A 12,560-nucleotide genomic window follows, 5' to 3' on the forward strand; every position below is an offset into this window, starting at 1 on the left:
GCCGAGGACCTGATCGTGCGCGCCGGTCCTCGGAATCGCCGATCTCCTCGCGAACCGGCGCGGGCGTGGGCGAGGGCGTGAGCGCTGGCTCCGGTTCAGAGTTCGGCGAGCACCGAGACGGGGCGCTCGATGCAGCGCGCCACGAAGGTGAGGAAGGCCGCAGCCTCGGCACCGTCGCAGACCCGGTGATCGAACGAGATCGTCAGCTCCGTCACGGTGCGCACCGCGAGGGCGCCCTCGACGACCCAGGGCCGCTCGATGAACCGGCCGACGCCGAGCATCGCCGCCTCGGGATGATTGATGATCGCCGCCGAGCCGTCGACGCCGAGCGTGCCGTAGTTGTTGAGCGTGAAGGTGCCGCCGGTCAGCGCCGACGGCGGGAACACGCCGGTGGCCGCTTCCTCGGTGCGCGCCGTGATCGCGTCGCGCAGCGTGCGCAGCGGCATCCGCTCGGCGCCGTGCACCACCGGTACGAGGAGTCCCCTCGGGGTCTGCGCGGCGAGGCCGAGGTTCACGGCCGAGTGATAGACGAGCTCTTCGCGTTCCGCGTCGAAGCTCGCGTTCAGCGCGGGGTGCTTCGCGAGGCCGGCGACGACGAAACGTGCAATGAGCGCGGTGATGCCGAATCGCTCGCCCGTCGCCTCCTGCAGTTGCCGGCGGGCGGCGAGCAGCCCGGTCGCGTCGACGTCCATCCAGACGGTCGCCTCGGGGATCTCCCGCCGCGATCGTGAGAAGTGGGCGGCCGCGGCTCGAGCCATCCGGTCGAGCGGCACGCGCCGGTCGCCGTCACGGTCTGCCGCAGGGGCGGCGACGGCCTCTGGCGATGGTGTCCGTATCGACGAGGCGGGGGATGCCGCGGTCTCGGCGTCCATCGTCGGCGTCTCGTGCTCGGCGATGTACGACTCCACATCGCGTCGCATCACGAGGTGGTCGTGACCGGAGCCGAGCAGCTGGCTCGCGTCGAAGCCGTGCTCGCGGGCGAGGCGGCGCACGATCGGGGAGACGACGGGGGAGCGGCGTGCTGCGTCGAGTCGGGCCGTGCCGTTCGAGCGCGGCCCGGTCGATGCGGCACTCCCGCCGCCGGCACTCGCACCGCTTCGCCGACCGAAGCGCGCCGGCGCCGAGGCCGCTCGCTTCGTCACGGTCGACTGCCGGGTGCCGTAGCCGATCAGCACGGCGCCGGACTCCTCGGCGAGCGCGGTCTCGTTCGTGACGATGCCGGGTTCGGCGGGCTCCGCGACATCCGGAACCGGTGCGTCGACGCCGAGCGTCAGGAGCACGGTGCCGGCGTGCAGCACCTCGCCGACCTCGCCGCCGAGCGACTCGACGACACCGGCGAACGGTGTGGGCAATTGCACGACCGACTTGGCCGATTCGAGCTCGACGACCACCTGGTCGATCGTCACCTCGTCGCCGGGTGCGACGAGCCAGGCGACGATCTCGGCTTCGGTGAGCCCTTCGCCGAGGTCGGGCAGGATGAACTCGCGGCTCATGCGTCCCACTCCCAGGTGTCGAGCGCGGCGAGCACGCGGTCGGCGGTCGGAAGGTGGTACTCCTCGAGCTTCGGCGAGGGGAACGGGATGTCGAAGCCCGCGATGCGCAGCACCGGCGCCGCCAGGTGGTGGAAGTTGCGCTCGGTCACCCGCGCGGCGACTTCGGCGCCGTAGCCGCCGAACTGCGCGGCCTCGTGGATGACGGCCGCACGCGAGGTCTTGCGCACGGATGCGCCGACCGTCGCGTCGTCGAACGGGGAGAGGCTCCGCAGGTCGACGACCTCGATGGAGAGGCCTTCGGCGGCGGCCGCCTCGGCGGCCTCGAGCGCGGTGCGCACGGTCGGCCCGTAGCCGATGAGCGTCACGTCGGTGCCCTCGCGCACGACCTCGGCGCGGTCCATCGGCGCGGTCGTGACGGGCAGGGCGAGCGGCGCCTTCGACCAGTACCGGCTCTTCGGCTCCATGAAGACGACGGGGTCGTCGCTCTCGATCGCCTCGCGCAGCATCGAGTAGGCGTCGGCGGGGTTCGACGGCATCACCACGGTGAGGCCGGGGGTGGACGCCCAGTACGACTCGGACGAGTCGGAGTGGTGCTCGACGCCGCCGATCGCGCCGGCGCAGGGGATGCGCACGACCATGGGCAGCGTCACACGCCCCTTCGTGCGGTTCCGCATCTTCGCGACGTGCGAGACCATCTGCTCGAACGCCGGATAGCTGAACGCGTCGAACTGCATCTCCACGACCGGGCGCATGCCGTACATCGCCATGCCGACCGCCGTGCCGATGATGCCCGACTCGGCGAGCGGCGAGTCCCAGATGCGCTCATCGCCGAATTCGGCCTGCAGGCCGTCGGTGACGCGGAACACCCCGCCGAGCGGACCGACGTCCTCGCCGTAGACGATCACGCGGTCGTCGGCGGCCATCGCGTCGCGGAGCGCGGCGTTCAGGGCGCCGGCCATCGTCAGCTGCGTCGGGGCGGATGCCTCGGCGGCCGGGGTGCTCGTCGCGGTCGCGGTCATCGTGCGGCTCCCGCGCGGCTCGCGAACGCACCGGCGGCGATCTCGGCCTCGAGTGCGGCGCGCTGCTCGAGGAGTGCTGCCCGTTCGCGCCCGTACACGTGATCGAAGAGTTCGAGCGGGTCGAGCTCGGCCTCGACCGTCATGACCTCGCGCGTGCGGGCGGCGAGGGCCTCGGCGGCATCCGTGATCTCGGTGCGCACGGCTTCGGTGAGCGCGCCCTCGGAGACGAGGAACTTCTCGAGGCGTTCGATCGGGTCGCGGCGCTTCCAGTGCTCGACGTCGCGCGCGGCGCGGTAGCGGGTGGGGTCGTCGGAGTTCGTGTGCGCCTCGATGCGATAGGTCACGCCCTCGATGAGGGTCGGCCCGCCGCCGCCCCGGGCTCGTTCGACGGCGGCACTGGTGACGGCGTACATCGCCGCGATGTCGTTGCCGTCGACGTGGTAGCCGGGCATGCCGTAGCCGACCGCCTTGTCGGCGAGCGTCGCCGCGCGCGTCTGCCGCTCGAGCGGCACGCTGATCGCGAACTGGTTGTTCTGCACGACGAAGACGGTCGGCGTCTGCCAGACGGCCGCGAAGTTGAAGGCCTCGTGCGCATCGCCCTCACTCGTGGCGCCGTCGCCGAGGAAGGTCAGCGCGACGATCGGATCGTGGCGCAGGCGGGCCGCGTGCGAGAGCCCGACGGCGTGCAGCGCCTGCGTCGCGAGCGGCGTGGCCTGCGCGGCGGTGCGGTGGGCGTGCTGGTCGTAGCCGTTGTGCCAGTCGCCGCGGAACGACTGCAGGATGTCGGCGGGCTCGATGCCGCGGGTGAGGAGGGCGATGCTGTCGCGGTACGTCGGGAACAACCAGTCCTGCGCGGTGAGCGCGGCCACGGCGCCGATCTCGCACGCCTCCTGACCGTAGGCGGACGGATAGGTGGCGAGTCTGCCCTGCTTCGTGAGCGCGGTGACCTGCACGTCGAAACGGCGGGCGACGACCATCTTGCGGTAGAGCTCGAGGAGCGTCTCGGTAGCCGGCAGCCCGAAGCCGCCGGTCGCTGCGCCGGTGACCGCGTGGCCGGCGTTGTCGAGCAACCGCAGGGGCTTCTCGCTCGGCAGGGTGCGGACGGATGCGTGCTCGACATTGAGGCTCATGACCTCATCGTCGGACACTCTCGCGGGCCGCGACGGAGGTCTCGATCAACCGTGAACGAACGGCTCGACGAGCTCGAAAGCGTGGCCGTTCGTCCGCTGGAACCGCCGTCAGGTGCGCCAGATGTCCAGGGTCTGCGCCGGGGGATGACCCTCGATCTCGGCGAGGATCAGGTGCGACCGCGTCGAGACGACGCCCGGCATGTCGTGGATGTCTCGGAGGATCGCCTGGCTCAACTGCTCGTGGTCGGGCGCGCTCACCGTGAGGATGATGTCGATGTCGCCCGAGACGGCCTGCACCTTCTCGACGAACGGCAGCGTCGCGAGCTTGGCCGCGATCTCCTCCCATGACACCTCGCCGATGCGCACCACGACGAGTGCCGAGATGTTCAGCCCGATCGCCTTGCGGTCGATGTGGGCGCCGAACCCGGTGATCACTCCGCGTTGCTGCAACTGCTGCACGCGGTTGTGGGCGGCGGTGCGGGAGATGTGCACGCGCTCGGCGAGGGTTCGCACCGAGAGTCGGCCGTCGCGGCTCAGCTCAGCGACGATGCTGCGGTCGATACTGTCGAGCGCATCGTTGCGGTGCGGTACTGACTGGGTCATCCTCGTCCTCGTTGCTCGGTTCCAGCGTACCGGCTGCGACGCTTCGCGCGCCGAAGGGATGCCCGCATCGGCGCGTGCCTGATCACCCGGGGCAGCAACGGCCAGACGGCCGCGATCGCGTCGAGCCATCCGTTCGCGACGCGCTCGACCCGTGGCGTCCAGCGGAACCCGTACGCGGCGCGGATCGGCGCCGGGAGCAATGCCGCCGTCATGAGGCGCACGAGCGGCAGCAGCAGCGCGGCGCCGAACGGCAGGGCGGATGTCCCGGTCAGCAGGCTCCTCGCGACGGAGCGGGCCTCGTCGCCGACCTCGAGTGCGGGGAGTTGCTCGGCCCACCATGCGTCGAACTCGGCGCGCGTCTCGGGCCATCCCTCACCGGCGGCCTGCAGCCGCATGCCGAGCGGAGCGTACCCGCGCACGATGACGTCGGCGGTCGACGCCGGCAGCGGGCCCTCCAGTCGCTCGTGCAGCTCGAGTGCGACCGCGAGCAGCGTCGAGGCGACCCACCGCTGGGCGTCGGCGTCGAACGCGTTGTAGGCGGGTCGTCCGCCCTCCGCGTCGCCGCGAACGGGAGCGTGACGCCGGTTCACCGTGCGCACGGCCTCGGCGGCGAGCTGCTCGTCGCCGAAGCCGATGGCGTAGACGTAGTCGAGGGTGCCGATCAGGCGATCGAGGGGGCGTTCGCGGAACCCGCTGTGCCGGGCGACGCCGCGTGCGACGCGAGGGTCGGCGAGCTGCAGCAGGATCGCGGCACCGCCGCCGAGCAGCAGCACGCCCTCGGCGCCGTGGCGCCGGAAGACCTCGAGTTCGTCGGCGTTCGTCTCTGCATGCATCACTACCAGTTGTAGCGCTAGTACCAGTTGAATCGCTCCGAGTGCGCCCACGCACCGCACGGGGCGCCGTAGCGATCGGCGATGTACGAGAGGCCCCATTCGATCTGCGTCGCGGCGTTGGTTCGCCAGTCCGCTCCGGCGCTGGCCATCTTGCTGCCCGGCAGCGACTGCGGAATGCCGTAGGCGCCGCTCGAGGCGTTGTAGGCGTCGGCGCGCCAGCTCGACTCGCGCGTCCAGAGCTTCACGAGGCACTGGTACTCGCCCGAGCCCCAGCCGTAGCGCGCGACGGCGCCGGCCGCGTAGGCCTTCGCACCGGCGGTGTCGACGACGACGCCGGGCGGCGGTGCACTGCCGACGTCGACCGTGTTTCCGCTGGCCGCCTCGGCGGCGCGCTGCCGTTCAGCCTCCGCCTGCCGGAGTGCTTCGCCCGCCTGGTACTGGCGTTCGAGCGCCGCGGTGCTGTCGCGCAGGCTCGCGAGCTGCGCGTACAGCGTGTCGACCACGATCCGCTGCGCGGCGAGTTCGTCTTCGGCCGCCGCGTGCGCGGACTCGGCTTCGGCGGCGGCGTCCGCAGCCGCATCCGCCAGTCGAGATCGTTCCTGTTCGGCGACGTCGGCCTGCGCCGAGAGCGAGGCCGACTCCGCCTTCGACGCTTCGGCCCGGTCGGCGATCCCTCCGTAGATGCTCGTGAGCTGGGCGGCGCGGGAGAGACCCTGCAGGAGGTCGGTCGCGGCGTCATCGGTGAGGAGGAGGCGCAACGTGACATCCGCGCCGCCCGACCGGGCGAGCATCGCACCGACCCGCCCGAGGCGCTCGGCGGAGGCCACGGCTTCGCCCTCGGCCGCTGCCGCCCGAGTGGAGAGGGCCGCTGCCCGCTGCTCCGCCGTCGCATGTGCCGCGGCCGCTGCGGCGGACACCCCGGCCGCTTCCACCGCGGCGTCGCCCAGCGCAGCGGCGGTCGTCTCGAGCGAGGCGACGAGCCCGCTGATGCGCGTCGCCTCGGCCTCGCGGGTCGCGACGTCCTGCTTGGCCGCGGCGACCTCGTCCCAACTGGGGTAGTCCTCGCCGAATGCGGGGGCGACGGGCACCACGAGCGCCGCGACGATGACCGCCGCTGCAACTGCCGCGTACCTCGGTCGAGCTCGCACAGGACCCCCTTCGAGGCCGTGAGTCTACCCACGGCCGCTCTCGGCGCTCGTTCGGACACGCACCGTAGAGTCGTTCGAATGCGCATCATCCGAAGAGCACGACTGCCGCTCGTCCTGACGGCGGCGCTGTTCGCGATGACGGCGTGCGCTCCAGCGAGCGGCGCCTCCGCGCCTTCCGGCGATGCGACGGCGGCGCCCAGTCCGACGCTCGCGCCGGTCGATCCGATCGGCGAATGGGTCGATGAGCGGATGTCGCAGCTCACCATCGAGCAGAAGGCGGCAGCCCTGCTCATGGTGCACGCGCCCGGCACCGACCCTGCGCCACTGCGCGCGTACGTCGACGCGGGCGTGTCGGGCATCATCCTGATGGGCGACAACGTGCCGGCGGGCCCGGCCGAGCTCGGCGCGCTCACCGCCGCCGTGCAGGCCGACCCCGAAGCCCCCGTGCTGATCGGCATCGATCAGGAGGGCGGCGAGGTGCAGCGGCTGCCATGGGACGGCGCGCCGGGCGCCGAAACGCTGCGCGCCGAGGCCCCGGCCGCTGCGGAGGCCGCATTCGCGGCGCGGGCCACGACGCTCGCCGAGAGCGGCGTCAACGTGAACTTCGGGATCGTCGCCGATGTCACCGCCGATCCCGATTCGTTCATCTTCGGACGCGTGCTCGGCACGGACCCGGCCGGCTCGGCCGAGCGGGTCGCGGGCTCGGTGGCGGGGGAGCAGGGTCTCGTCGCGAGCACGCTGAAGCACTTCCCGGGCCATGGGGCGGCACCGGGCGACTCGCATTCGACCGTGCCGTCCGCGCCGCTCACCATCGACGAATGGCGCGCCGGCCCTGGGCTGCCCTTCGCGAGCGGCATCGACGCCGGAGCCGAACTGGTGATGACCGGGCACTTGAGCTATCCCGCCGTCGATGCCGCACCTGCATCGCTCTCGGCCGAGTGGCATCGCGTGCTGCGCGACGAACTCGGGTTCGACGGAGTCGTCGTCACCGACGACATGCTGATGCTGCAGCACAACGGCCTGCCCGAGTTCGCGGATGCCGGCGAGAACGCGGTGCGCGCGGTTGCCGCGGGAGCCGAACTGCTGCTCTACGTGCTCCCGGCCGACCCTGCGTCGATGGGCATCTCGGTCGACGGGCTGGTCGGATCCCTCGTCGGCGCCGTGCAGTCGGGCCGCATCACCGAGGAACAGCTCGATGACGCCGCCGCGCGCGTGCTGACCCTGCGCCGCTCGCTCACGGGCTGACCCGAGAGTCTCCTGAAACTTCTCGAACGGTCGGGAATACCTCCCAGCTCCATGCGTTTGCATATGCGTGGCCGTTCGGCCGCCATGACATCGAACACGGGAGACCACCCAATATGACGACCACCGCCTCGACGATCGAGATCCCCGGATACCGTGCAGGCAGCTGGAAGATCGACCCCACGCACAGCGAGGTCGGCTTCAGCATCCGCCACATCATGATCAGCAAGGTCAAGGGCAAGTTCGAGCGCTTCGACGCGACCTTCGTCACGGCCGAGAACCCGCTCGACTCGAGCGTCACCGCGTCGGTCGAGGTCGCCTCGATCACCACGAACGAGCCGAACCGCGACGCGCACCTGCGCACCGGCGACTTCTTCGAGGCCGAGACCTACCCGACGATCGACTTCGTCTCGACCGGCGTGCGCGTCGAGAAGGGCGACTTCAAGGTCGATGGCGACCTCACGATCCGCGGCATCACGAAGCCGGTCACCTTCGACTTCGACTTCGGCGGCTTCGGCGGCGACCCCTACGGCAACTACAAGGGCGGCGCCACCGCGAAGACCGTCATCAACCGCGAGGACTTCGGCCTGCACTACAACGCAGCGCTCGAGACCGGCGGCGTGCTGCTCGGCGACCAGGTGACGATCACCCTCGAGCTGCAGGCTGCGCTCGAGCAGTAAGCACCGAACGAACAGAGACGAAGGGTCGGATGCCTCGGCATCCGGCCCTTCGTCGTCGGCTCACGCCGTGGTGATCTCACCGAGTTCGGTCGACCAGAACGCGGCCCAGCGCTGGAACGCGGGACGGAACCTGCTCACCGCCGGTCGCCCGCGGAACCGCGTCACCTCGATCGACGTCGTGCCCTTGCGGACGGGGGCACGGCGCCAGGTGCCGACGACCTCGCCGCCTGCGACGAGGATCGGCAGGAACAGGCCGTTCTTGCCGGGAACGACGCGCAGGGCGTCGGCTTCGGAGCAGAACGCCGTTCGGTCGCCGTAGCCGAGGAAGTACTCATCGAACGGCGCGAGCACGTGGTGGCCCGACGGCGCGGACGCCGTCGAGGGAGCGTCGGCTGCGACGAACCGCTCGGCATCGAACGGGACCACCGCCCCGCCGGCTGCGGCCAGGGCGACGCGCGCCTGCGTGAGCGTGAGGCCGGTCCACCAGGCGAAGTCGCGCACCGTGACCGGTCCGTGGCCGCGCGCGTACCCGGCGAACAGGCGGCCGAGGATCTCGTCGGTGTCTCGGGGTTCGTCGGAGCGTCGCGGCGACCACTCGTCGAGCAGCACGAAACGCTGCCGCGCGCGGGTCTCGACCGGGCCGCAGCAGAGCAGCCCCTCGTTCGCGAGGCGCCAGATGAGGTGGTAGCCGCGCTGGCCCGCGGTGTCGATGCCCGCCGCCGCCCAGGCGGCCTGCAGCTCGTCGCGCGTCGCCGCCCGCCCGCCTTCGAGCTCGTGCACCGCGACCCGGCGGGCGACGGCGTGCACCTCGTCGTCGATGCCCTCGTCGCGGTGGGTCTTCGCCGCCCGCTGCATGAGTCGCGCCGCAGTGAGGCGGAGGATCGGCCGGAGCATCTCGGGGGCGACGAAGTGCAGGGTGCCGCGCATCGGCCATGAACGCAGCAGCACTCGCTCGTCGATGGCCGCGTCGATCGTCGCCTCGGTCGCGCCGGCGACCCGCGACCCGAGCACCCACTTCGCGGCGGCGAGATCCTGCGCCTGCAGGCAGACCAGCCGGTCGACGGCCGCGGCGGGGGAGTCGAAGCCGCCGTCGAGACCCTGAGCGGCCAGCCGGGCGGCGCGCACCGTCGAGATCGAGGCGTGCGGGGCATCCGTCGTCATGGTGCGAGTCTGCCGGATGCCTGTGACAACTGCGGGAAGCCCGCTCGTGAGCTTGCCATCTCGCTCGGCGGGATAGACTGGGAGGCTGTGCCGCTCGGCACGCCATCCCACCCCTGTCGTTTCGGAGGAACCCCGTGCTCGCCGTCCATGATCTCGAGATCCGCGTCGGTGCACGCGTGCTGATGGAGCACGTGAACTTCCGCGTCTCCGACGGCGACAAGATCGGCCTCGTCGGCCGGAACGGCGCCGGAAAGACCACCCTCACGAAGACGCTCGCGGGCGAGACCCTGCCGACCGGCGGGCGCATCGATCGCGGCGGCGAGATCGGCTACCTCCCGCAGGACCCGCGCTCCGGCGACCCCGAGATGCTGGCTCGCACGCGCATCCTCGACGCTCGCGGGCTCGGCTCGCTCGTGCTCGGCATGCACGAGGCATCCATGAACATGGGCAGCGACGACCCCGAGGTCGCCGAACGCGCGATGAAGAAGTACGGCAACCTCACCGATCGCTTCACGGCCCTCGGCGGCTACGCGGCCGAAGCCGAGGCCGCCTCGATCGCCTCGAACCTGAACCTGCCCGATCGCATCCTCGACCAGCCGCTGAAGACCCTCTCGGGTGGCCAGCGCCGCCGTATCGAGCTGGCGCGCATCCTGTTCTCCGACGCGGAGACGATGATCCTCGACGAGCCGACGAACCACCTCGACGCCGACTCCGTCGTGTGGCTCCGCGAGTTCCTGAAGGGCTACAAGGGCGGCGTCATCGTGATCAGCCACGACGTCGAACTCGTCGGCGAGGTCGTGAACCGCGTGTTCTACCTCGACGCGAACCGCTCGGCGATCGACATCTACAACATGGGCTGGAAGCACTACCAGCGACAGCGCGCCGCCGACGAGGAGCGCCGCAAGAAGGAGCGCGCGAACGCCGAGAAGAAGGCCGACGTGCTGAAGCTCCAGGCCGCGAAGTTCGGCGCGAAGGCATCGAAGGCCGCCGCCGCGCACCAGATGGTGGCCCGCGCCGAGAAGCTGCTCGCCGGCCTCGAGGAGGTGCGCGCCGTCGATCGCGTCGCGAAGCTCCGCTTCCCGACGCCCGCCCCCTGCGGCCGCACGCCCATCACGGCGTCGGACCTCTCGAAGAGCTACGGCTCGCTCGAGATCTTCACCGCGGTCGACCTCGCGATCGACCGCGGCTCGAAGGTCGTCATCATCGGCCTGAACGGTGCCGGAAAGACGACCCTGCTCCGCATCCTCGCGGGTGTCGACCAGCCCGACACCGGTGTCGTCGAAGCCGGGCACGGCCTGCGCGTCGGCTATTACGCGCAGGAGCACGAGACGATCGACGTCAAGCGCTCGGTGCTCGAGAACATGGTCAGCGCCTCGCCGAACCTCACCGAGACCGAGGCGCGCAAGGTGCTCGGCTCGTTCCTCTTCACGGGCGACGACGTGCACAAGGCCGCCGGCGTGCTCTCCGGTGGAGAGAAGACGCGTCTCGCGCTCGCGATGATCGTCGTCTCGGGCGCGAACGTGCTGCTCCTCGACGAACCGACCAACAACCTCGACCCCGCGAGCCGCGCCGAGATCCTCGACGCGCTCGCGCACTACGAGGGCTCGGTCGTGCTCGTCTCGCACGACCCGGGCGCCGTCGAGGCGCTGAACCCCGAGCGCGTGCTCATCATGCCCGACGGCACCGAAGACCACTGGAGCCGCGAGTACCAGGAGCTCATCGAGCTCGCGTGAGGTCGAGCGTGCTCGGCTCCGCTACCGCCGGTCGAGCACGCCGTCTTCGAGGTCGGCGTCGGCGTCGCGCCGCTTCGTCTTCGGCTTCCGGGCCGCGCGAGTCGCGGCATCCGTCGAGCCGGATGTCTCGGCGAGCGCCTTGCGTTCCTGGTTCGCCGCCCACGCGAGGCCGACGAAGCCCATGAGGGCGAAGACGTACCACTGCAGCGCGTACGAGAGGTGCGGTCCTTCGTCGCGTTCGGGGCGCGCGGCCGCCAGCGGCGGTTCGTCGGCGTCGGCCCCGCGCTGCACGAGCACCCCGTAGGCGGCCGTGTAGCTCGGTTCGCCGACCCGTTCGGAGAGCTCCTCGAGGTCGATCGTCGCGAACTCGTGGCCCGTCGACGTGCGGCCGTCGATGCGCCCTTCACCGGCCTTCAGTCGCGCTTCCGCCTCGACGTGGCCGCTCGGCGGCGGTGGCACCTCGCTCGGCCGGCCCTCGGAGTTCTGCGCGATCCACCCGCGATCGACCATGAACACGGTGCCGTCGTCGAGTCGGAAGGGCGTGATGACCTGGAAGCCCGAACTGCCCTCGAACGGCCTGTTGCGCACGACGATCTCCTGATCGGTCAGGTACTCGCCCGAGAGGGCGACCACCTGCCAGCGCTGGTCGATGTCGAAGGCGTCGGGGTCGGGCAGCGCCTCGGCGACCGGCACCGCCGCCGCGTCGTAGTTCGCGTCGATGCGCGCGACTTCGGCCAGCGCCTCGGTGCGCCGGTTGAACTGCCAGGAGCCGAGCGCCGAGCAGACGATCGCGAAGACGACCGTGAGCAGCAGGTAACCCGCCCATCGTCGATGCAACAGGAATCGCCAGTCGTTCACTCGTCGTCTCCGTCTGCGGCGTCGGGCCGCGGCTCATGGATGTCTGCGAACGCGGCGACCACGACCGGGAACGACCGCGCCTCGAGGAAGCCCCGCAGGTAGTCGACGTGCTCGTCGCACGCGAGCCAGGTCTTGCTGCGGTCGCCCGTGTGGATGCGCGGGTTGCGCCAGTCGATGCGCCAGGTCGCGGACTCCCGGCATTGCGCGCGCGAGCAGGTGCCGTGGTCGGGCGACGCGCCCAGTCCACCGATCATGCTGCGCCGCGTTCGTCGTTGCGGGTCGCATCGTCGTTCGGCGGCGCCGCGTTCGTCGAACCCCCGGTGCCGGCCGTCGGCGGGGCAGCCGGCGGTGGAGTGCGTCGCAGGAGCCCGCCCGGGCGGAGCACTGCGCGCTGCCGGCCGGAGCCCTGGACGTTCGCGAGCACGACTGCGAAGTACGGGAGGAAGATCGCTCCCGCCGCGAACACCGCGAGCCACCAGCCCCGCGCGAAGAGCAGGCCGATGACGCAGAGCACGCGGATCGACATCGCGATCGTGTACTTGATCATGCGCGCCCGCCGCTCCGCTTCGGGCGAGGGGGGCAGCGTGGTGATCGACTGCTGCTGCTTCATGGTGGTCGCCGTGGTCCTGCGGCACTCCTCTTGCTTCAAGCCTACGTCCG

13 protein-coding genes are annotated in these 12,560 nt (G+C 71.2%); 3 read left to right on the forward strand and 10 right to left on the reverse strand.

Going from position 1 to position 12,560, the window contains the following annotated elements; genetic code table 11:
- Positions 1–95 precede the first annotated feature (95 nt).
- The 6 genes from ACFTQE_RS01280 to ACFTQE_RS01305 all read right to left on the reverse strand — a co-directional run bounded on the left by ACFTQE_RS01280 (position 96) and on the right by ACFTQE_RS01305 (position 6,226).
- Positions 96–1,493, reverse strand: coding sequence for a dihydrolipoamide acetyltransferase family protein (locus ACFTQE_RS01280; protein WP_376923363.1), 1,398 nt, complete (start codon positions 1,491–1,493; stop codon positions 96–98).
- Positions 1,490–2,512, reverse strand: coding sequence for an alpha-ketoacid dehydrogenase subunit beta (locus ACFTQE_RS01285; protein WP_376923364.1), 1,023 nt, complete (start codon positions 2,510–2,512; stop codon positions 1,490–1,492). Before ACFTQE_RS01285 ends, ACFTQE_RS01280 begins: the two co-directional genes overlap by 4 nt.
- The gene (gene pdhA / locus ACFTQE_RS01290; RefSeq protein ID WP_376923365.1) at positions 2,509–3,642 is read right to left on the reverse strand and encodes a pyruvate dehydrogenase (acetyl-transferring) E1 component subunit alpha; all 1,134 of its coding nucleotides are present in this window, start codon (positions 3,640–3,642) and stop codon (positions 2,509–2,511) included. The genes ACFTQE_RS01285 and pdhA overlap by 4 nt, the downstream gene beginning before the upstream one ends.
- A 108-nt stretch (positions 3,643–3,750) precedes the next feature.
- Positions 3,751–4,245 (reverse strand): Lrp/AsnC family transcriptional regulator, encoded by a 495-nt coding sequence (locus tag ACFTQE_RS01295; RefSeq protein ID WP_056008950.1) that lies wholly within the window; start codon positions 4,243–4,245, stop codon positions 3,751–3,753.
- Positions 4,242–5,078: an oxygenase MpaB family protein gene (locus tag ACFTQE_RS01300; protein WP_376923366.1), complete on the reverse strand. Its 837-nt coding sequence runs from the start codon at positions 5,076–5,078 to the stop codon at positions 4,242–4,244. Before ACFTQE_RS01300 ends, ACFTQE_RS01295 begins: the two co-directional genes overlap by 4 nt.
- Before the next feature lie 17 nt (positions 5,079–5,095).
- A complete protein-coding gene (locus ACFTQE_RS01305; RefSeq protein ID WP_376923367.1) occupies positions 5,096–6,226 on the reverse strand; it encodes a hypothetical protein in 1,131 nt (376 codons plus the stop codon).
- 78 nt (positions 6,227–6,304) lie between these two features.
- Between ACFTQE_RS01305 and ACFTQE_RS01310 the strand changes: the two genes are divergently transcribed.
- Together ACFTQE_RS01310 and ACFTQE_RS01315 are read left to right on the forward strand one after the other, a co-directional pair.
- Positions 6,305–7,471, forward strand: a complete 1,167-nt coding sequence (locus ACFTQE_RS01310) for a glycoside hydrolase family 3 N-terminal domain-containing protein (RefSeq protein WP_376923368.1) — start codon at positions 6,305–6,307, stop codon at positions 7,469–7,471.
- A 113-nt stretch (positions 7,472–7,584) separates the two neighbouring features.
- Positions 7,585–8,148: a YceI family protein gene (locus ACFTQE_RS01315; RefSeq protein WP_376923369.1), complete on the forward strand. Its 564-nt coding sequence runs from the start codon at positions 7,585–7,587 to the stop codon at positions 8,146–8,148.
- Between the two features lie 60 nt (positions 8,149–8,208).
- On the opposite strand, the gene ACFTQE_RS01320 is transcribed toward ACFTQE_RS01315, so the two are convergent.
- Positions 8,209–9,309: a winged helix DNA-binding domain-containing protein gene (locus tag ACFTQE_RS01320; protein ID WP_376923370.1), complete on the reverse strand. Its 1,101-nt coding sequence runs from the start codon at positions 9,307–9,309 to the stop codon at positions 8,209–8,211.
- A 134-nt stretch (positions 9,310–9,443) separates the two neighbouring features.
- Here ACFTQE_RS01320 and ACFTQE_RS01325 point away from each other — a divergent pair, with 134 nt between their 5' ends.
- Entirely contained in the window at positions 9,444–11,042 is a 1,599-nt protein-coding gene (locus tag ACFTQE_RS01325) for an ABC-F family ATP-binding cassette domain-containing protein (RefSeq protein ID WP_376923371.1), read from the forward strand.
- 21 nt (positions 11,043–11,063) lie between these two features.
- Here ACFTQE_RS01325 and ACFTQE_RS01330 read toward each other — a convergent pair whose 3' ends face one another.
- Genes ACFTQE_RS01330 through ACFTQE_RS01340 form a run of 3 tightly spaced genes read right to left on the reverse strand, consistent with a single transcriptional unit; the run spans position 11,064 to position 12,510 of the window.
- Positions 11,064–11,900: an SURF1 family protein gene (locus tag ACFTQE_RS01330; protein WP_376923372.1), complete on the reverse strand. Its 837-nt coding sequence runs from the start codon at positions 11,898–11,900 to the stop codon at positions 11,064–11,066.
- Entirely contained in the window at positions 11,897–12,154 is a 258-nt protein-coding gene (locus tag ACFTQE_RS01335; RefSeq protein WP_376923373.1) for a hypothetical protein, read from the reverse strand. Before ACFTQE_RS01335 ends, ACFTQE_RS01330 begins: the two co-directional genes overlap by 4 nt.
- Entirely contained in the window at positions 12,151–12,510 is a 360-nt protein-coding gene (locus ACFTQE_RS01340) for a DUF3099 domain-containing protein (protein WP_376923374.1), read from the reverse strand. Before ACFTQE_RS01340 ends, ACFTQE_RS01335 begins: the two co-directional genes overlap by 4 nt.
- Positions 12,511–12,560 lie beyond the last annotated feature (50 nt).

It is taken from the genome of Agromyces sp. NPDC056965 (genome assembly GCF_042673425.1).
Classification (GTDB): domain Bacteria; phylum Actinomycetota; class Actinomycetes; order Actinomycetales; family Microbacteriaceae; genus Agromyces.